Origin of the sequence: Tundrisphaera macrotermitis (assembly GCF_051175315.1) — a bacterium.
Classification (GTDB): Bacteria; Planctomycetota; Planctomycetia; order Isosphaerales; family Isosphaeraceae; genus Tundrisphaera.
Genome location: NZ_CP195100.1, coordinates 6361805 through 6381097, shown reverse-complemented (window position 1 = coordinate 6381097; position 19293 = coordinate 6361805). Strand labels below are relative to the sequence as shown.

The 19293-nt window shown below is 70.6% G+C and carries 13 protein-coding genes; 7 read left to right on the top strand and 6 right to left on the bottom strand.

Features of this window, described 5'->3' with window-relative positions; translation table 11 throughout:
• Positions 1–32 precede the first annotated feature (32 nt).
• Positions 33–3752, top strand: coding sequence for a HEAT repeat domain-containing protein (locus TA3x_RS25710; RefSeq protein WP_435017528.1), 3720 nt, complete (start codon positions 33–35; stop codon positions 3750–3752).
• Here TA3x_RS25710 and kdsB read toward each other — a convergent pair.
• Entirely contained in the window at positions 3742–4500 is a 759-nt protein-coding gene (gene kdsB / locus TA3x_RS25705) for a 3-deoxy-manno-octulosonate cytidylyltransferase (protein ID WP_435017527.1), read from the bottom strand. The two genes, TA3x_RS25710 and kdsB, sit on opposite strands and share 11 nt — an antisense overlap.
• Before the next feature lie 735 nt (positions 4501–5235).
• Here kdsB and TA3x_RS25700 point away from each other — a divergent pair.
• Both TA3x_RS25700 and TA3x_RS25695 read left to right on the top strand, forming a co-directional pair.
• Positions 5236–6777: a S8 family peptidase gene (locus TA3x_RS25700; RefSeq protein WP_435017526.1), complete on the top strand. Its 1542-nt coding sequence runs from the start codon at positions 5236–5238 to the stop codon at positions 6775–6777.
• A gap of 143 nt (positions 6778–6920) precedes the next feature.
• A complete protein-coding gene (locus TA3x_RS25695; protein ID WP_435017525.1) occupies positions 6921–7649 on the top strand; it encodes an SDR family oxidoreductase in 729 nt (242 codons plus the stop codon).
• Positions 7650–7698: 49 nt separating this feature from the next.
• Here TA3x_RS25695 and TA3x_RS25690 read toward each other — a convergent pair whose 3' ends face one another.
• The 4 genes from TA3x_RS25690 to TA3x_RS25675 form a co-directional block, all read right to left on the bottom strand.
• Complete coding sequence (locus tag TA3x_RS25690) at positions 7699–9672, bottom strand: ABC transporter ATP-binding protein (protein WP_435017524.1); 1974 nt, start codon at positions 9670–9672, stop codon at positions 7699–7701.
• Positions 9673–9823: 151 nt separating this feature from the next.
• A complete protein-coding gene (locus tag TA3x_RS25685; RefSeq protein WP_435017523.1) occupies positions 9824–10642 on the bottom strand; it encodes an ABC transporter permease in 819 nt (272 codons plus the stop codon).
• A gap of 55 nt (positions 10643–10697) precedes the next feature.
• Entirely contained in the window at positions 10698–10991 is a 294-nt protein-coding gene (locus TA3x_RS25680; RefSeq protein WP_435017522.1) for an acylphosphatase, read from the bottom strand.
• Between the two features lie 167 nt (positions 10992–11158).
• Positions 11159–12526, bottom strand: coding sequence for a hypothetical protein (locus TA3x_RS25675; protein WP_435017521.1), 1368 nt, complete (start codon positions 12524–12526; stop codon positions 11159–11161).
• A 384-nt stretch (positions 12527–12910) separates the two neighbouring features.
• On the opposite strand from TA3x_RS25675, the gene TA3x_RS25670 reads away from it, so the two are divergent.
• Both TA3x_RS25670 and TA3x_RS25665 read left to right on the top strand, forming a co-directional pair.
• Positions 12911–13279, top strand: a complete 369-nt coding sequence (locus tag TA3x_RS25670; protein WP_435017520.1) for a hypothetical protein — start codon at positions 12911–12913, stop codon at positions 13277–13279.
• 62 nt (positions 13280–13341) lie between these two features.
• Positions 13342–13596 carry a hypothetical protein gene (locus TA3x_RS25665; RefSeq protein WP_435017519.1) on the top strand — a complete coding sequence of 85 codons (255 nt, stop codon included), beginning with the start codon at positions 13342–13344 and terminating at the stop codon, positions 13594–13596.
• 86 nt (positions 13597–13682) lie between these two features.
• On the opposite strand, the gene TA3x_RS25660 is transcribed toward TA3x_RS25665, so the two are convergent.
• The gene (locus TA3x_RS25660) at positions 13683–15917 is read right to left on the bottom strand and encodes an ABC transporter transmembrane domain-containing protein (protein ID WP_435017518.1); all 2235 of its coding nucleotides are present in this window, start codon (positions 15915–15917) and stop codon (positions 13683–13685) included.
• 342 nt (positions 15918–16259) lie between these two features.
• Between TA3x_RS25660 and TA3x_RS25655 the strand changes: the two genes are divergently transcribed.
• Entirely contained in the window at positions 16260–17375 is a 1116-nt protein-coding gene (locus tag TA3x_RS25655; protein ID WP_435017517.1) for a glycosyltransferase family 4 protein, read from the top strand.
• 103 nt (positions 17376–17478) lie between these two features.
• Complete coding sequence (locus TA3x_RS25650; protein ID WP_435017516.1) at positions 17479–19269, top strand: lipopolysaccharide kinase InaA family protein; 1791 nt, start codon at positions 17479–17481, stop codon at positions 19267–19269.
• Positions 19270–19293 lie beyond the last annotated feature (24 nt).

Sequence of the window (19293 nt, the reverse complement as noted above, 5' to 3'; positions counted from 1 at the left end):
CCAGACCATCCGCCCCGGAAGGATCCGCACCGATGCGTCGCCCCCCGCTCGCGCTCGCCTACGGACTGGCCGCGATGGCCGGCCTCGCCCCCGCCGCCGAGGCCCCCCTGCCCAGGGTCGCGCCGGGATGGAAGATCGAACGGGTCGTGGAGGCGCCCGACATCGCCTACCCGACCGCCATCGTGGCGGCGCCCGACGGCACGATCTACCTCGGGCAAGACCCGATGGACATGCCCGGCCCGCCCACCGTGCCGGCCGACTCGGTGGTGGCCATCAAGGACGGCAAGGTCCGGGAGTTCGCCGACAAGCTCTGGGCCGTGATGGGCCTGGAATGGGCCGATGACACGCTCTACGTCGTCCACGCCCCGTTCCTCTCCGCCCTCCGCGACACCGACGGCGACGGCCGGGCCGACCATCGCGTCGACCTCATGACCGGGCTCGGCCCCGACCAGCCGGGGTTCAACGGGATCAACGACCACGTCGCGTCGGGCCTGCGGCTGGGGATGGACGGCTTCCTCTATATCGCCGTCGGCGACAAGGGCATCCCGAGGGGGAAGGGGGCCGACGGCCGGACCATCCAGCTCAAGGGGGGCGGGGTGATCCGGATCCGCCCCGATGGGACCGACCTGGAAGTGGTCTCCTCGGGCGAAAGGAACCCGCTCTCGGTGGCCCTGACCGCGCAGGACGACGTGTTCACCTACGGCAACGACGACGACAGCAAGAAGTGGCCCAATAGCCTGACCCACCACATCGTCGGCGGCCACTACGGCTATCCCTACGAGTTCCTGTCCGCCCCCGATCGTGCCCTGCCGATCGTCGCCGGCCAGCTCGGCGGGTCGGGCACGCAGGGGATCTGCTACAACGACGACGGTTTGCCCGAACGCTATCGCGGCGGCCTGTTCTTCTGCGACTGGGGCACCCAGACGGTCACGCATTACCGGATCGCCCGGGAGGGGGCCTCGTTCAAGGTCCTGGCGAAGGAGAAGGTCGTCGAGAAGGGAGACCTGGGCGACTTCCGCCCGTTCTCGCTGGCCGCCTCGCCGGATGGGATGTCCTTCTACCTGGTCGACTGGGCCTATGGCGGGTGGCTGGCGAAGGGTCCGGCGACGGGCCGGCTGTTCCGCCTGGCCTACGATGGGGCCGACCGCGTCACGCCCGCCCCCCGGCCGACCGGCACCGACCTGGCGGCCCGCCTGGCGGCGCTCGATCACCCGGCCTTCTCGGCCCGCCTCGATGCCCAGCGCCGGATCGTCGACGAACTCGGCCCTCCGTCCGTCGCCGAGTTGGCCGCCAAGCTCGGGGGGGCCGGCCCGATCGCCGGCAGAATCCATGCCCTGTGGGCACTCGACGCCATCCCGGGCGGCGAGTCAACGGGGGCGATCCGATCGGTGCTCGACGATCCCGATGCGGAGGTGCGGCTCCAGGCGATCCGATCGCGAGGGATCCGCCGCGACGCCCAGGCCAGGTCCGCCATCGCGACTCATCTGGGCGATGCCGACCCGGCCGTCCGCCGCGAGGCCGCCATCGCCCTCGGCCGGATCGCCGACCCGGCCTCTTTGCCCGCCTTGTATGCCGGGCTCGGGGAACTCGACCCGTTCGCCGCCTGGTCGATCCGCCAGGCGATCCGTTCGATCGGCGTCTGGGCCGATTCCCCACTCGTCGCGGCCCTCGGCGATCCCCGGCGGCGGGAGGAGGCCCTCAAGCTCGCCGACCAGACCTGGGCCGTCCCGGTCGCCGTCGCCCTGGCCGCCATCGTGACCGACGAGGGGGACCCCGAGTGGAGAGCGCGGGTCGTCGCGACCCTGGCCGGCCTGTATCGCCGCTATCCCGAATGGGACGGCCAGTGGTTCGGCACCAACCCCCTGGCCTCGCCCCCGCCCCGGAGGACCGAGGACTGGGATGCCGAGGGGATGGCCGCCGTCTTCGAAGGGCTGGCCGCCGCCCTGGAAGATGAGGACCCGTCGGTCCGCCGCCCGGCCCTGGTCGGCCTTCTGGCGGTCGGCCCGCGTGCCCTGCCCCTGTTCCGCAGGCGCCTGCCCTCGGAGGACGACCCGCGTTTACTGTCGGCCATCGTCGAGGCCCTCGGCCTGATGGGGGATGCCGGGTCGGCCCCGACGTTGGCGAAGCTCCTGGCCGACCCGGATCGGCCGCTCGACGTGCGGACCGCCGCGCTCGATGCCCTGGGCAATCTCAACGCCCGGCCGGCGCTCAACGCGCGGATGATGCTGGTCTACGACCCGAAGGCCCCCGCCGAACTCCTGGCGCGGGCCTTGCCCAAGCTCGGGATGAGCCGGCGGCTGCCGCCCAACGACCTGGCGGGGTTCCTCGATCATCCCTCCGAACTGGTCCGCGCGGCCGCCGTCGCGGCGTTCCCGCTCGACAGCAAGCCGCTGCCCGAGGAGGTCCACGCGGCCATCGCCGCCCGGCTCGACGACCCGGCCGCGCCGGTCCGCCGGGCCGCCGCGATCGCCTCGGCCCGGCACCGGATCGACGCGGCCGTCCGCCGGCTGGTCGTCCTGGCCGATAAAGATGAAGCCGTCAGGGACGAGGCCACGATGGCCCTGTGCAACCTGCCCGATGCCCGTGCCATCCCCGCCTACGTCGCCGCGATCCAGGGGAAGAACCCCGACCTGCGCCGGGCCGGGGAGTCGGCGTTGCTCGCGATCCGCGATCAGGCCCGACCCGACATCGCGGCCCGCGCGGCGCGGGGCGAGTTCGCCGGGCCGTCGGCCCTGGCCGCGGAGCGGATCCTGGCCCGGTTCGCCCCGGTCGTCGACTGGAAGGTGATCGGGCCGTTCCCCCGGACGCTCGGCCCGCTGTTCCCGGACCCCGCCGCGATCGACTTCGGCCGTCCCGAGTCCGGCGCCGAGGGGCGGTCCGTCGCCTGGTCCGATCGCCGGGCCGATCCCGTCACCGGGCAGGTCGTGCTGGAGGACCTGAAGGGCGGGGCCGGCGACCGGGGCGGGTTCGGCTACGACGCCCAGAACCCGCCCCAGATCTCCGCGTTCGCCGTCGCCGAGATCGCCTCGGACCGCGACCGCTCCGCGCTGCTGCTGGTCGGGTCGAGCGGGACGATCCAGCTCACGCTCGACGGCAAGCCGGTGCTGTCGGTCCAGAACTATGCCGGGCGGCCCTATGCCCCGGATTCCGACCTCGTCCGGGTCGCCCTCAAGAAGGGGTCCAACCGCCTCCTCGTGCGGAGCCATCAGGGGATGGGCGTCTGGGCGTTCGGCGTCCAGGTGTCGGAAGACGACGGCTCGGCGGGATCGGCCGCCCCCGCGGTCCCGATCGCGGAGGCGTTGCGGAGCTATGCCCTGGGGCACGACGGCGACCCGAAGAAGGGGGAGGCCCTGTTCTTCGACGCCCGGGGGATCGGCTGCGTGAAGTGCCACTCCGTCGGCGGGCGGGGCGGGGCCAACGTCGGCCCGGATCTCGCCGGGCTGGCCGGCAAGTACGACCGGGCCGAGGTCATCCGCTCGGTGCTGGAACCGTCCAACCGGATCGCCACCGGATACCAGCCGGTGCTGATCGCCCGCAAGGATGGCACCCTGGCCGCCGGCGTCCTCCGGGCCGAGTCCGACGCGGAGGTCGAGCTGGTGGACGCCGAGGCCCGGCCGATCCGGATCCGTAAGGACCAGATCGACGAAAGGAAGCTCGGCGAGGTGTCGATCATGCCCGCCGGGCAGGTCGACGGACTCACCCCCGCCGAGTTCGCCGACCTCGTCGCCTACCTGATGAGCCTCAGGCCGTAGGTCGGGCCGCCCGCCAGCGCCCGACGAAGCGGCGATAGTCCTCGGGGGTGTCGATGCCCACGCCATGTTCGTGGACCACCCCGAGGGCGATCGGCAGGCCGGCTTCGAGGACGCGGAGCTGCTCCAACTTCTCGGCCTGCTCCAGCGGCGACGGCGGCAGGGCCGCATAGCCCAGGAGGAAGTCGCGGCGATAGCCGTAGATCCCCAGGTGGAGCAGGGCGGACGGGGGATCGGCGGAGAAGTCGGGCACGCCGTCGCGGTGGTGGGGGATCGGGCTCCGGGAGAAGTAGAGGGCCCGGCCCCGGGTCGAGGCCACCACCTTGACGCACGACGGGTCGCGGTAGGTCGCCTCGGATCGGATCGGCGTCCCCAAGGTCGCCATCGGGGCGTCCGGGTCGGATTCGAGCAGGGCGACGATCGCGTCGATCGCATCGCCGGAGAGTTCGGGTTCATCCCCCTGGATGTTGACGATGAGGTCGGCGTCCGGGATCAGGGCGGCGACCTCGGCGATGCGGTCGGTGCCGGTGGGGTGGTCGGCGCGGGTCATGACGGCCTCGCCGCCGAAGGCCGCCACGGCTTGCATGATCCGATCATCATCCGTGGCCACGACGATCCGATCGAGGCGATTCGCGTGCCGCGCGGCCTCCACGACGTGCCGAATCAGGGGCCATCCGGTGTCGGATAGGAGGGGTTTGCCGGGCAATCGGGTCGATCCGAAACGCGCCGGGATTATGCCGACGATGGCCATGATTCTGGGGCATCTCCGCGGATTTATGTCCGATACTAGGGACGTCGAGAAGGTCGACGAGCGGCCGGTCGGGGCACCCGCCCCGCCTACTGTATCCGACGCGAGCGGCGACGCAAGGCGATCCGCCCTGCATGCCCCCGTCGCGATCCGCCGCGAGTCTTCCGTCTCCATCGCTCGGCCGCCACGGGCGGCCCGCCTCGCCGGCCGCGAAGTTCCGCCCCAGGAATGTCCGCGCCCTGATGCGTCGTCCGGAGGACGCGCGTCGAGATCCGCACCCGGTACCCGCACGCTCCCCCCGCAGGATGCTCGCCTTCCGCCCTCGCGGCCGAACCGTCGCGCGAATGCGGCCACCCCTGGATGGGGCGGCCTCCGTCGCCGCCCGGGGAATCCCGCGAGGGTCCCTCGCTCAGGGATCCATCCCGGCGAGCCGACGCCTCGCGCCCCGACGGGCCGGCGAGGCGGGGACTCGCCCGGGTACGTCCCCTACACCGACTGCACACGCTCTGCCAGGTTCGGGGTCGTTCGCGCGATCCCGGTCTCCGCGACGCGCCCGGGAATTCCCCCGGGTTCGTCGTGCCATGGAAGGGGGGCGTTCACCATCGTTTCGCGGGACGGCCAGCCCGAGTTTGGGCGGTCGTCTGGGGAGGAAGTTCAAGCATGGGGTGGACCCGCACGACCGGTCGCGTTGCCCGCGACCGCCGCCGACCCGGGATCGAAGGCCTTGAAGGCCGTCAAATGCTGTCCGTCGCCGGTGCCCCCGAGATCGCCGGCGCGACCTTGAATGCCGACCGTTCGACCAACTACGATGCGATCATCCAGGCCTCGGACACCCGCGCCACCTTCGGCGTGGATGGCTCGGGTAGCGCCGTGGCGGTGATCGACACCGGGATCAACTACACCAACCCGATCCTGGGCGGGGGCCTCGGCCCCGGCAACAAGGTCGTGGCGGGGGTGGACTTCACCGGCAGCCCCAACGGCGTGCTCCCCACGTCCCAGCACGGCACCGGCGTCGCCGGGATCGCGGCCGGGTCGACCGGCGTCGCCCCGGGGGCGGACATCGTCGCGCTCCGCGTCTTCGGCGACAACGGCAAGGGGGACTTCAACAAGATCGGCGACGCCCTCCAGTGGGTGGTCGACAATCACTCCTCCTACAACATCACCGTCGTCAACCTGTCGCTGTCCGACGGCAACAACTACGCCGTCGACTACTTCTCGCAGGATGGCGGGGTCGGCCAGCGGATCTCCGGGCTGATCACGAAGTTGGAAGGGTTGAACATCCCCGTGGTCACGGCCACCGGGAATGCGTTCACCGGCAAGCAGGGCGAAGGCTTCATCTCGATCATCCCCAACACGATCAGCGTGACCGGGACCGACGCCTCGGACAAGCTCGCCGGCAACGCCCAGAGGCTGGGCAAGGCCCTCGGCGGCAAGTCGGCCACCGACGTGGCGGCCCCCTCGATCGGGATCACGGCCCCGGCCGGCGGCAGCGGCGTGATGAGCCTGGACGGGACCAGCTTCGCCTCGCCCCAGGTGGCCGGCGGGATCGTCCTCCTCCAGCAGATCTACGAGCAGGCCTACGACCGGCTCCCCACGGTCGACCAGATCGACCAGTGGATCACCCAGGGCGCCGACGCGATCAGCGACTCCGTGACCGGCATCTCGCTGGGTCGGCTCGACGTGTTCGCCTCGGCCCGGATCGTGGCCGAGCAGATTTCCAAGGATTTCCCCGCCCCCGTCACCCCGCCGGTCACCACGCCGACGCCAACGCCGACGCCGGTCCCCGCACCGACGCCAACGCCGACGCCGACGCCGATCCCGGCTCCGACCCCGGCCCCGACGCCCCCGCCGGCCGCGACGCCGGCCCCGGTCGCCCCGCCCGCGGCCCAGGTCCCCGCGACGCCCCCGCCGGCGGCCCAGGTCCCGGCCCCGACGCCCCCGCCCGCCACGACCCCGGCCGTGCAGCCGGCCCCGGCCCCGATCGCCGTGCCCCTGCCGGTCACCCCGCCCGCGCCGACGACCCAGGTCTTCATCAACGGGGTTTCCAGCGGCCGGGCCGAGACGTCTCGACTCGACGCGTCCAACCCGGTCCTGTTCTCCGCGATCAAGGGGAACGTCGGGAGCTTCCGGACCTGGACGGTGAAGGCGGCCTCGTCCAACATCACCCCCCGCCCCAGCGGGACGGACGCGCCGGCCGTGATCAGCTCGGCCAGGCGGCCCCGGTTCTTCCAGGGCAAGCATCGCGATAATCAGAAGTCGCTGATCGGGTCGAAAGACTGACGCCACGCCGCGTCATGGGCGGCCCGGGGATTTTCGCCCTGCCACCCGCGTCCTCATCCGGTAAGATCATCGCCGATATCGAGCCCCGCGCCGCCCCTCCGGGGGGCGGCGCGGGGCCGTTCGCGTCCCGGATGGAGAATCACATGTCGATCGAATCGCGCACCGCCCTGGTCACGGGGGCCGGCAGCGGGATCGGCCGCGCCACCGCCGTCGAGCTGGGCCGGATGGGGCTGAGGGTGGCCCTGATCGGGCGGGACCCGTCCAAGCTGGAGCGCGTCCGCGACGAGATCGGCAGGGACGACACCCTGATCGAGTCGTGCGACGTGGCCGACCGGGCCGGCGTGGATGCCATGGCCGGGCGGGTCCTCGCGGCATTCGGCTCGGTCGACGTCCTGGTCTGCAATGCCGGGACCAACGTCCGCGTCCGCTCGCTGGACAAGCTGGCCCCGGCCGACTGGGACCTGATGATCAACACCAACCTGACCGGGGCTTTCAACCTGGTCCACGCCTTCCTGCCCGGGATGCGCGAGAAGGGGGCCGGGCTGGTCGTCCAGGTCTGCTCGATCTCCGGCCTCCGGGCCAGCGTGCTCGGCGGGGCCGGCTACTCGGCCTCGAAGTTCGGCCAGGCCGCGCTCGGCATCGGCATCGGCCGCGAGGAAGGCCCGCGCGGCATCCGATCCACGGTGATCTATCCCGGCGAGGTCAACACGCCGATCCTCGACGCTCGCCCGGTGCCGGTCCCGCAGGATCGCCGCGACGCGATCCTCCAGCCCGAGGACGTCGCCCGCGCCGTCCTGTTCCTGGTGGAACTCCACCCCAGGGCCAGCGTCCCGGAACTCGTCATCAAGCCCACCGTCGACGACTGGGCCTGAACGCTATCGGGCGGCCGAGCCATGCCCGGCCGCCCGCGACTCCCCGAGTTCAGACGCCCATCTGCCCGGCCTCGATCTCGCCGGTCGCGAACTGGTTGAATTCCATGTACTGGATGTGGCGGTAGAGCTTGCTCTCCCCGCCCACCTCGCGCGGCGAACCGGCCGCCTCCAGCTTGCCGTTCTGGAGGATGATGACGTGGTCGCTCGACCGGATCGTCGAGAGCCGGTGGGGCAGCATGATCAGCGTCCGGTTGGGCGCCATCCGGGCCACGGTGTCGTCGACGAACGCCTTGACGTCGTCGTCCAGCGGGATCGAGGGCTCCTCGATGATCACGATCGAGGGGTCGTGGAGATAGGCCCGGGCCAGGGCGATCCGGTACTGCTGGTCGGGCTTGAGGTAGGCCCCCATCGGGCCGATCTCGGTGTCGTAGCCGTCGGGCAGCGCCTGGATGAAGTGGTGGGCGTGGGCGATCTTGGCGGCCTCGATCACCCGGGGCAGGTCGTAGCTGGGGTCGCCCAGGCCGATGTTGGCGAACACCGTGTCGGAGAACACCAGGTCGGCCTGGAGCACGACGGCCACCTGGGCCCGCACCGACTCCAGGGTCACGTCGCGGAGGTCGTGGCCGTCGATCCGGACCCGGCCGACCGTGGGGTCGATCAGCCGGGGGATCAGGCAGACCATCGCCGTCTTGGATTCCTCGTCCATCGACATGATCGAGGTCTTGGACCGGGCCGGGATCTCCACGGTCAACCCGTTGAGGATCGGCTTGCGGTTGCCCCCTTCCAGGGACACGTTCTCGAACGAGATCTTCTCGCGCAGGGGCGGCAGGAACTTCGCCCCGCCCGCCTGGTGCAGCTCCGGCTTGCGTTCCAGGAAGGAGAACACCCCGCCCGCCGACCGTTCGGCCTGGCGGGTCGCCTGGCGGAGCCGCTCCCAGGCCAGGGCCAGGGGGATCATCCCCAGCAGGGCCGCGACCTGGACCAGGGCGGCCGGGGCCGTCATGCTGCCCTTCAGGACGGCCTGGGCGAGCACGCCGACGGCGACGGTGATGGCGGCCCCCAGGGCCAGCAGGGCCATCGGGCTGTAGAGGACCTCGTGGGCCATCCGGCGGGAATCGGCATCGCGGAACCGTTCCAGGTGTTCGTCGAACCGCTGCTTGTCGACGTTCTCCATCCCGTGCACGCGGACCGTGCGGATCAGGCCGAAGTCCTCCTGGAGCAGGCTGAGCTGGAGCGCCGCATCGCGGGTGGCGACCACCGATTCCAGCTTCGAGGACCGGGACAGGGCCCGGACGGCCAGCCAGGTCAGGCCGACCAGCGACGCCAGGAACAGGGCGGTCGTCCAAGAGGTCGCCAGGCCGATCAGCGCCAGGCCGATGGCCAGGACGGGCAGGCGGACCCCGCCGTCGAGTTCGGCGGCCAACCCATCGCGGACGTCGTTGACCTCGCGGGTGAACAGGCCGACCACCGGCCCGGTCCCCTCGGAGGGCAACGACGACTGGCCGAGCCGGTAAGTCTGGCGATGGATCAGGCGCCGCAACGCCGTGGCCGATTCGCTCACGGCGGCGGCGATGGCCTTCTTGCGGGCCATCGTCTCCAGGGCCAGCGCCGCCAGCGTCGCCAGGGCGAAGGCCAGCAGGGTCGACAGCGCCCCGGCGTTGTTCCGCAGCGGAGGCACGGCCCGGATCAGGTAGCGGAGGGCATACGACCCGGCGCGGTGGAGCGGGTTGCCGATGGACTCGTGGGCCGCGACGATCGCATACAGCCCCGAGTTGGGGTGGAGCGTCGCCCCGTCGAGCCGGGTGGCCGTGGCGGCGGGCAGCCATCGCGGCGGCGGGCTCGCGGCATCGGCGGGCCACCACGCCTCGCCCCGGGTGAGGACCAGGGCGGCCACCCCCCCGCCGATGAGGATCAGGCCCAGGATCAGCAGGGAGTGGATCAATCCCAGGAGTTTCGCCCGGATCACGGCGCCCCGGCACGGGGCCCACAGCTTCCGGGCGCGATCGAGCGCGGCCGATTGCATCGCGAAGTATCCCAACGGGCCACGGAGTCGACGAACCGCCGGGTGGGGGCCACGGCCACGGCGACGCGGAAGGCCGGGGCCCGGCCGGCGACGGACCTCGCCGGCGGCCCGCCGCCGGGATTCCGGGGGCGGGACGCCTCATGGACGAGCGTCAGGCCAGGTCGCGGTCTTCGAACAGGAGGAACGCGAAGAGAAGCGCTGCTCCACTGTACAACACGCAGTAACCCGCGGCCGGCAAAACATATCCGAACCACGGGATGACCGCCCCGGTGGAGATCGCCGGGCCGGCGTTGAAGAACTCCAGCTCGGGCAGGCCGAAGGCGAACAGCTGGGCCATGAAGTGGACCAGCTCGTTGGCCCCGCCGTTGGCGGTCACGTCGACCAGGATCGGCGTCAGGTGGCCGAGGAAGAAGATCGAGATGCAGACGACCAGGTTCACCAGCATCGGCAGTCGGGTGGAGATCGCCACGCTGATGGCCGTCAGCACCGTGACCTCGAAGAAGCCGAGCACCAGCCCCGGCATGACCTGGGCCACCTGGGCCATCTGCTTGCCCGCCGCGTCGGTGCCGGCGGTCTCGCGGAGGTCGTACGAATACTTGTAGGCCACCCCCAGGGCGAACAGCGACCCCAGGATCAGGTACATCATCAGCACGCCCATCTCGATGCCGAAGAACTTGCCGAGGATGAACTGGCGGCGGTTGATCGGCTTGGACAGGAGGGTGATGGCGGTCTTCCCCTCGATCTCCTCGGCCACCGTCGAGCTGGACGTGAGCAGGGCCAGGAGCAGGCAGGCGAACGAGATCGTCGTCAGCCCGGTGTCCTTGTACATCTTGATGTCTTCGCCGAACGTGAAGTAGGCGATGAAGATCGAGGCCACCAGCCAGAACCCGGCGATCGCCGCCAGGACGAAGAAGGCCGGCTGGCGAATCGCCTCCTTGGCGGTCGCCGTCGCGATCGTGAGAGATTTCATGGGGATGAGGGCTCGGTGCGATGGATGATGGGGACGGGACGAAGGCGGACGGGGATCAGCTCGTCGAGCGACCGTAATGGATCGTGAAGGCGGGCGGGGCCCCGGCGTCGGGGGTCTCCGGCACCACCCGGATGTCGCGGATCATGTCGCCGAACTCGCGATGCACGGCGGTCAGGAACGAGGCGACGGCGGGCGGATCCCCCTGCGCGACCAGCTCGACGCGGCCATCCGGCAGGTTGCAGACGTGGCCCGAGACGGGGAACCCGGAGGCCAGACGCCTGGCGGTCATCCGGAACCCGACGCCCTGGACACGTCCCTCGTAATAAACCCGGCGTCGTTCGATCGGCATGGCCGGCCTCGCTGAGGTCGGTGGACCCAGGAATCGCGATGGAGACCCTTCCCAGTTTAGCGGGGAGGATCGGCGCAAGACAAGCGTCCTGGCCAAAAGAGACGCATCGCCGGGGGGCCGGCGATGCGTCTCGGATCGGATGGGCCGGGCGGCGGGGATCCCGCGGATCAGAGCCCGTTCAACTCGACCGCTTCGACCGTGGCCCGCGAGGCCTCGATCGTCGCCAGGCCGGAGCGGCCGGGGCCGATCCCCAGGCCGGGCAGGTTGACCACCGGGGCGCCGGCCGACTGGCCCGCCTTCACGGAGATTCCGGCCAGCGTGAACGGGAGGCGGTTCTCCACCCGCAGGGTCGTGGAGCCGGTCGACTTGCGGGTCGCCTTCGCCGTCACGAACGCCGAGCCGACGGCCCGGTCGATCGAGCGGGCCAGGGTCGAGCCGTCGAGGGCGGAGACCGAGGCGCCTTCGCGAAGCTCGACGTCGCCCAGCGGCTGCCATCCCGCTTCGCCCAGCCCGTTCGACGAGCGGACGGCCACGACGCCGCGGGTCGCCCCGGTCGCGCCCGCCGTCAGCTTGACGTCGAGGAACAGGGCCGGGCCGGACGCCCGGGGCGCCTCGGCGCGATCAACCACCCGCGAGGCCAGCCCGAGCACGCGAAGGCCGTCGATCTCGGCGGCCAGGCGCTTGGCATCCTTGGCCATCGGGCCCTCGCCGGAGATGCTCACGAAGACGCGGGCCTCGGACAGGTAGGCCGGATCCAGCCGGTCGCCCGAGCGGTCGACGGCGTCGACGAACCGGGCGGCCAGGGCCACCTCGGCGGGGTTCACGATCTTGTCGCCCTTGGCGACCATCAGGTCGAAGGGGACGTCATTGCAGATCCGCCACATGGCCGCCTGCGCCGTGCCGTGGCTGGTCCCGTAGGTGGCCAGCGCCCGGAGCGCCTTGCGGACGCGGACGTCCTGGGAGTAATCATCGACGTCGACCAGGCGGAAGCGGTCCCGCAGGGTCGGAGTGGGCTTGCCGAAGTTCAGGCAGACGGCGGGGATCTCCAGCGAGACCTCCTGGCCGGCGGGCACCGTCACCGACGGGGCGGATTCGGCCGCGGGGGACGGGGCGACCGAGCGGAAGCCGACGTCCTGGCCCTGGTTCTGGCCCTGACCCTGGCCGGCGAACTGGCCGAAGCCGCCCGCCGCGTTATTGATCGCCGCCCCGAGGCCCATGTTCTGGGCCCCGCCGCCGCCGAAGGCCCCCTGGCCGACCGCGTTGGAGGCCACCAGGCCCGGCGGGAGGATGACATTCAGGCGTCGGCCCGACGTGTTGCGCAGGCCCACACGGACGCGGTCCTGGCCGTGCCCTCGGACCTCGACGGCCAGTTCCCCGGCCTTCTCGGCCTCCAGGACCTTGACCGTCCGGGATTCCGCCCCGGCACCGGGCACGGGCTCGCGCGGCTCGCCCGCGGTGGACGCCCCGAGCATCGGGCCGGACATCAGGCCCGCGGCCGCGAAGGCCCGGACCAGCCAACGATTTCGCCACGGCATCGCGTTGACCTTTCTGGACGGAGCCTCGATCGACTCGAACACCGAAATCACGGCCGCCACCCGCGATAGGGCGGTGGCTCGAAACTCCGCGTTTCGGCTGACGGCCCGGGAATCCGGGTGATTCGAGCCGCGACCCTCATCGGTTTCCTAGTCTTTTTCGACAAACCGAGTTTACGCCATCGACCCAGATGCCGCCAGATTCCCGAATTGCCGCGGCCCGATCCGTCCGTCCGGGAGAACCGTCAGCCTCGCGCCTCGGGCTGATTCCAACCTATCCTCCACCGAACCATCGGCGGATTTCCATCGCCCGGGATTGACGCGGCGATGGTGCCCGTCGACGATGGCGACGCAACGCCTCAAGGCTGCGAGTCGGGAGGGTCGGCCGTGACCGAGGATCACCGGACCATCTGGTTCATGCGGGCGGTCGCCCGGCGCCCCAAGATGTATACGACCGACGGCACCTATGAGGAAATGATCGCCTTCCTCGATGGATTCTACGGCGGCATGGCCAAGGAACATGACTATCATCGGGCCACGGCCGTCCGCCGGGGCGACATCGACGCGGTTGACGAAGGTTGGCGGAGTCACCGGGAGGTTTGGACGGAATTCAAGGACTGGTTGTCGGACAGGCATGGCGTGCCGACGTCCCGGATCTTCGAGTTCCTACGGGAGGGGTGCCGCGATAACCAGGAAAAGGTCAAGCGGTTCTCGATCGCCCTGGACGAATTTTCGAGACTCCGGCCCCCCTCATGAGATCCGGGCGACGTGACGAGCTTCGGCCGACCCATCACGCCAGCCATCGAGGACCATCGCCCATGCCGGGATCATCGCCCCTGCCGTGGTCCGGCCGCGTGACGGCCGGCAAGAACGCCGGGCTCCGCGTCCGAGTCGAGGATGATGCCGACGCCACGGGCGGGCTGCTCATCCTTCTGTGCGACCCGGACAACCCCGGGGTCGGGTGGGACGACCGGGTCGAGGAGGCTGGCCATCTAGACGGGTTCTTCGTCCGGTCCGGATGGTGCGTCTGCCGGGATGACCCGATCGACCGGCCCGGCCCCGTCCCGTCCTGAGCGGGAATGCGAATCGACCGACACCCAGGGCCCGCGGGCCTCGGATGTCGGTCGATGCGTCGGATCGGGTGCGGCTCTCCGGAGGCTCAGGCGCTCTCGCGATGATAGTGGATGTCGTGGAGCCGGCGGTAGAGCGGGGAGTTGCGGCGAAGCTCGGCGTCGGTGCCCACGGCCTCGATCTGGCCGGCGTTCATCAGCACGATACGGTCGGCGAACGACAGGCCGGCCAGGCTGTGGGTGATGACGAAGGTGGTCCGGTTCCGCGAGAACTCCTCGATCGCCTTGCGGATCAGGGCCTCGTCCTGGATGTCGACGGCGCTGGTGGCCTCGTCGAGGATCAGGATCGACGGGTCCCGCAGCATGGCCCGGGCCAGGGCCAGTCGTTGCCGCTGGCCGCCGGAGAGCCCGGTCCCCATCTCGCCCAGGATCGTGTCGTATCCGTTGGGCAGATTCATGATGAACTGGTGGGCGTAAGACTTCTTCGCGGCGGCCACGATGGCATCGCGGCCGACGTGGCGATTGCCGTAGGCGATGTTCTCGGCCACCGTGGTGTTGAACAGGGTGGTCTCCTGGATGACCATCCCGATCTGGCTGCGGAGGGTGCGGATCTTGACGTCGCGGAGGTCGTGGCCATCCACCCGGATGGCGCCCCCCTGGACGTCCCAGAACCGGGGCAGGAGGTTCATCAGGGTCGACTTGCCGCACCCGTTCGGCCCGACCAGGGCGATCGTCTCGCCGTGCTGGACCTCGAGGTTCAGCCCCTTGATGATCGGGTCGCGGCCGTTGTAGCCGAAGGTGACGTCCTCGAACTCGATGGCCGCCTTGTGGCGGTGGAGCCGGATCGCCTTGGGCTTGTCGGCGACCTCCGGTCGGCGGTCCATCAAGGCACAGATGCGGTCGGCGGCGGCCGAGGCCCGCTGGACCCGCGAGTGGACGTTGGCCAGCTTCCGGACCGGGTCCGAGATCCCGCCCAGCATCGCGTACAGGCTCAGCAGATCCTCGATCTGCATCGGGTAGGCCGAGAGCTGGAGCTTGAAGAAGTAGAGATCCAGGAAGGTGGTCTGATTCAGGACCAGGTAGGAGCCGGACAGGAGGGCGATGGACACGGTGACCAGCGAGAGCATTTCCAGGACGGGGTCGGACAGGGCGTCGATCGTGGCGACCCGGACGCTCTTCTTGTACAGGCTCTTGGTTTCCAGGAAGAACCGACGCCGCTCGTACCGCTCCGACGTGTAGGCCTTGACGACCTTGATCCCCTGGACGCTCTCCTGGAGGATCTTGTAGATGTTGGACATGCTTTCCAGCGACCGCCGGACGGCCCGCTTCATGATCTTGCCGGCGCGGTGGGTGCACGCCGCCGAGACCGGGACCAGCACCAGCGCCAGGCAGGTCAGCCGCCAGTTCAGCCACAGGGCCCCGCCCAGGCAGGCGACGACCCGCAACGGCTCGCGGATCACCTTGCCCATGATCGTGACCAGGCCGCCGTGGAACGAGTCCATGTCGTTGGTGAACCGGGCCAGCAGCTCCGACGACCCCTGGTCGCTGAAGTTGGCCAGGTCCAGCGCCATGGTCCGGCGGAAGAACTGGTTGCGGATGTCGAACAGGGTCAGCTGGGTGAGGTCGGAGACCAGCACTTCCTGGAGAAACAGGAAGAAGCCCTTGCAGGCCACGCCCACCATCACCAGCCCGAGGACCAGGACCAGGGTCCAGAACCCGTTACTGGGGAGGTACTGGTGGACCAGGGGCTGGGCCCGGAGGTAGCGGCTGTGCCATTTCGTCGCCGAGGACAGGTCGCGGGACCAGCGGGCCCGGCGTTCCTTCAACTCGGCGACGCGCCCAGCCTTGGCCATGGGCAGCGAGGCGTCGAGTTCCTGGACGCGGGCCTCGGCCACCTTGAGCCCGCGCTCCTGGGCCTCGCCGATCGTCTGCTCGGGGGCCGTGGCCTGGTCCGCCCGCCCGTTCATGGCGATATCGATCAGGTCCTGCCGGAGGTCGCGGACCCGCTTGATCTCGGCGGCCTCGGCATCCTTGGCATCCTGATAGCGCTTGCGGACCTGGTCCTTGGGGAGGTCCAACCGGGTGAGCGCGTCGAGCTCGCCGAGCCGGGCCTGGAGAGCATGGATCTCGGTCTGGCTCGTCTCGACCTTCTCGTCGACCCAGCGCTGGCAATTCTGGCTGCGGATCAGGATCTGGAGCAGGGGATAGACCATCCCCATGTTGCCGCCCCAGAAGACGGCAACCATCACCGCGCAGCCGAGGGAAAGCCCGAACCGGACCCGATAGGGCCAGGCGAAACGGACGAGGCGGGCAAAATTCTTCATGGTTGGCCAGCGCCGGGGACGGTGTTACCCAAGGCTTCCATGCCTCACTCGAAGCGTCGCGAACGGCGTGTCGAGGTTTGGGCTGGAGACCTTGTAGCAGGAGGACTCGGATGCAACAATCCGAGAATCTCGAACCCCCCGCGATTCGCGGGGCGGCCGGAAGATCCTCTCGCGTCATGCCATTGGGATCGGCGGCGGCGATGCGTGAACTTCAGCGGTTCGCCCGGCGCCGCGGATCGGGCGGCCCGGAAAATCGGCCTGGCGGCCTTTCGGGATTCTGATAAGATCCGCCCGACCGAGGCCCTCCGCCCCGGTCGATGGGTGGCCGTCAGGGAGGACGGGATGAAGGCAATCGCGCTGGTTGAGGCGCGGGACCACGTCTGCTGCCGCTATCGGGTCCGCGCGTTCGAATCGGCGCTGGCGGCCTCGGGCTGGTCGCTGACGATCGAACCGCTGGAGCCGGGCCTGGTGGGCCGGATGCGGCAATTCGCCGGGACGTCCCGCTACGACGCGACCCTGCTCCAGCGGAAGCTGCTGCCGGGCTGGCAGCTCCGCGAGCTGCGCCGCCGGTCCCGCCGCCTGATCTTCGACTATGACGATGCGGTCCTTTATCGCGATTCCTACGATCGCCGCGGCCCCCACGACCGCCGGCGCTCGGAACGCTTCAAACGGACGGTCCGGCTGGCCGATACCGTGATCGCGGGGAATTCGTTCCTGGCCGATCGCGCCCATCAGGCGGGCGCCCCGATCGACCGGGTCCGGGTCATCCCGACCTGCATCGCGCCCCAGCCGGCCGCCGCCGAGCCGAAGGCATCGAGCGGGCCGGGCCTGGAACTGGTCTGGATCGGCTCGTCGAGCACGATGGCCGGCCTGGAGCTGCAACGCCCGCTCTGGGAGCGGATCGGCCGCGAGGTGCCCGGCACCCGGCTGCGGATGATCTGCGACCGATTCCTCCGGTTCGACGCCCTGCCGGTGATCGACGTCCCCTGGTCCCAGGCCGCCGAGGCCCGGGAGCTGGCCGCCTCGGACGTCGGGATCAGCTGGGTGCCCGACGACCTCTGGAGCCGCGGCAAGTGCGGCCTCAAGATCCTCCAGTACCAGGCCGCCGGCCTCCCCGTGCTGGCCAACCCCGTGGGGGTGCATTCCGAGATGATCCACCCCGGCGTGGACGGCTATCTGGTGGAGGACGCCGACGCCTGGGTCGAGGCGGTCCGCAAGCTGGCCGCCGAGCCCGAACTCCGCCGCTGGATGGGCCAGTCGGCCCGCTCGCTGGTGCAGGCCAACTACTCGGTGGCCGCCTGGGCCGACAGCTTCGTCGACTGCCTGGCCGGCGACGGCGGGTCGAGCCCCACGCCCGACCATCCCGTCGCCATCCCCCGGCCCAAATCATTGCCCCGTCGCGAGACGAGGATCGGGGGCGGGGAACTCCCCTCGAACTCCCGACAGGCTCTGGCGTAAACCGTAGATCGATGTCCCGTTGTTTGACGATCCACGACGTTCGATACCGACCGCTCGATCGGGCGAAATCCCCGACGAGCGGGCCGGAACGAGGATGACCCCGATGCCCGACCTCGACCCAACCCGCTCGCCAACCGCGCCCCGGAAGGGGCCGCGTTCGGGCGTGTTCCGGCCCCCGATGTGGAGCTGGGAGAAGGCGGATGATACGGGATGGTGGGTCCGCACCGACTGGTCCCAGGCCCTGTTGCGCGACGGGCGGCTCCCCCTCGACGAGTGGAAGCGCGACGGGAGGCTCCGGACGGTCAAGCGCGGCCCCCATCGGGTCGTCTACCGCGCCGACCTCGCCGAAGGCCCGGTCTACGTCAAGCATTTCCTGGTCCCCAACCTCCGGGCCAAGGCCCGCCAGTGGTTCCGCGCCGGCAAGGGCCGCAACGAGGGCCGCCGCGCCGCCAAGCTGGAAGCCATCGGAGTCCCGACGATCACCCCGGTCGCCCTGGGCGAGCGCCGGGTCGGGAAGTTCCTCCTGGAGAACTTCCTGGTCACCAAGGAGATCCCCAACACCGTCCCGCTCGACGAGTTCGTCGAGCGGCGGATGCCTTTGATGTCCGAGGCCCGGCAGGGCAAGCTCCGCCGCGACCTCGCGCGGGTCCTGGCCGACCTGACCGCCCGGCTCCACGACGCCGGGTTCGTCCACAACGACTTCCATCCCGGCAACGTCCTGATCCGGATCGAGGCCGACGACTCGCTCCGCCTGGCCGTGATCGACCTGGATGCCCTCCGCGTCGCCCGCCGCCTGAGCTGGTCCGACGTCCGCGAGAACCTCGCCCTCCTGAACCACTACTTCTGGAGCCGCTGCAACCGATCCGACCGGTTCCGGTTCCTCAAGGCCTACCTCAAGGCCCGGTCCGAGGCCAGCACGCCCGGCGCCCGGGGCCTGGCCCGGTCGATCGAGCAGGCCACCCGCGTCTGGGCCGAGCGGCTCTGGCGGCGCTGGGGCCGGCGATGCTGGGGCCGCAACAAGTATTTCACGACCTACCAGGGGCCGAACGCCCGCGCCATCGCCTCCCGCGACCTCGACGCGTCGGTCGTCCAGTCCCTGATCGCCGACCCCGAGGCCCCCCTCCGCCGCGACGGGACCGTGATCCTCAAGGAGTCGCGGACCGCCGTCGTCGCCGAGATGACCTTGCCCGTCAAGGGGCGGCCGACCCGCGTCATCTACAAGCGATTCAACGCCAAGAAGCCGATGGAAGTCCTGCTCAACCTCGTCCGGCCCTCCCGCGCCGGGCGGGCCTGGCAGGCCGGGCAGCACCTCCGGAGCCGAGGCCTGCCCACCCCGCAGAACCTGGCCTACATCGTCCAGCCCGGCGTCCGCCGCTGGAACTGGCTGTCGCGCCACCTGACCCGCCGCGCCTACCTGCTCACGATCAAGGCCGAACCGTCGGTGACGCTGGGCGATTACGCCAAGCTCGTCCTGCCGTCCGCCTCGCCCGAGCATCGCCGCGAGCGGATCGAGTGCCTGACCCTGGGGCTGGCCCGCCTCCTGCGGACGCTCCACGACCGGTCCATCTCGGACCGTGACCTCAAGGCCGCCAACATCCTGATCGTGGGCGACCCCGACGGCCCCGAGCCCGAGCTGACCCTGATCGACCTCGTCGGCGTCCAGCTGCTCTACCCTCTGCCCGCCGGCCGGAGGCTCCAGAATCTCGCCCGGCTCCAGATCAGCCTGGCCGACGTGCCGGGCCGGACCCGCACCGACTCGCTCCGCTTCCTCCGCGCCTACCTTCCGTGGGGCCTGACGCCCGAGAACGATTGGAAGGGAATTTGGCGGAAGATCGCCCGGCTTATCGACTCCAAGGAGGAGAGGAACCGACGCCGGGGGCGGCCGATCTCTTGACCAAGAGAGGCGGCGAAGCCCCGG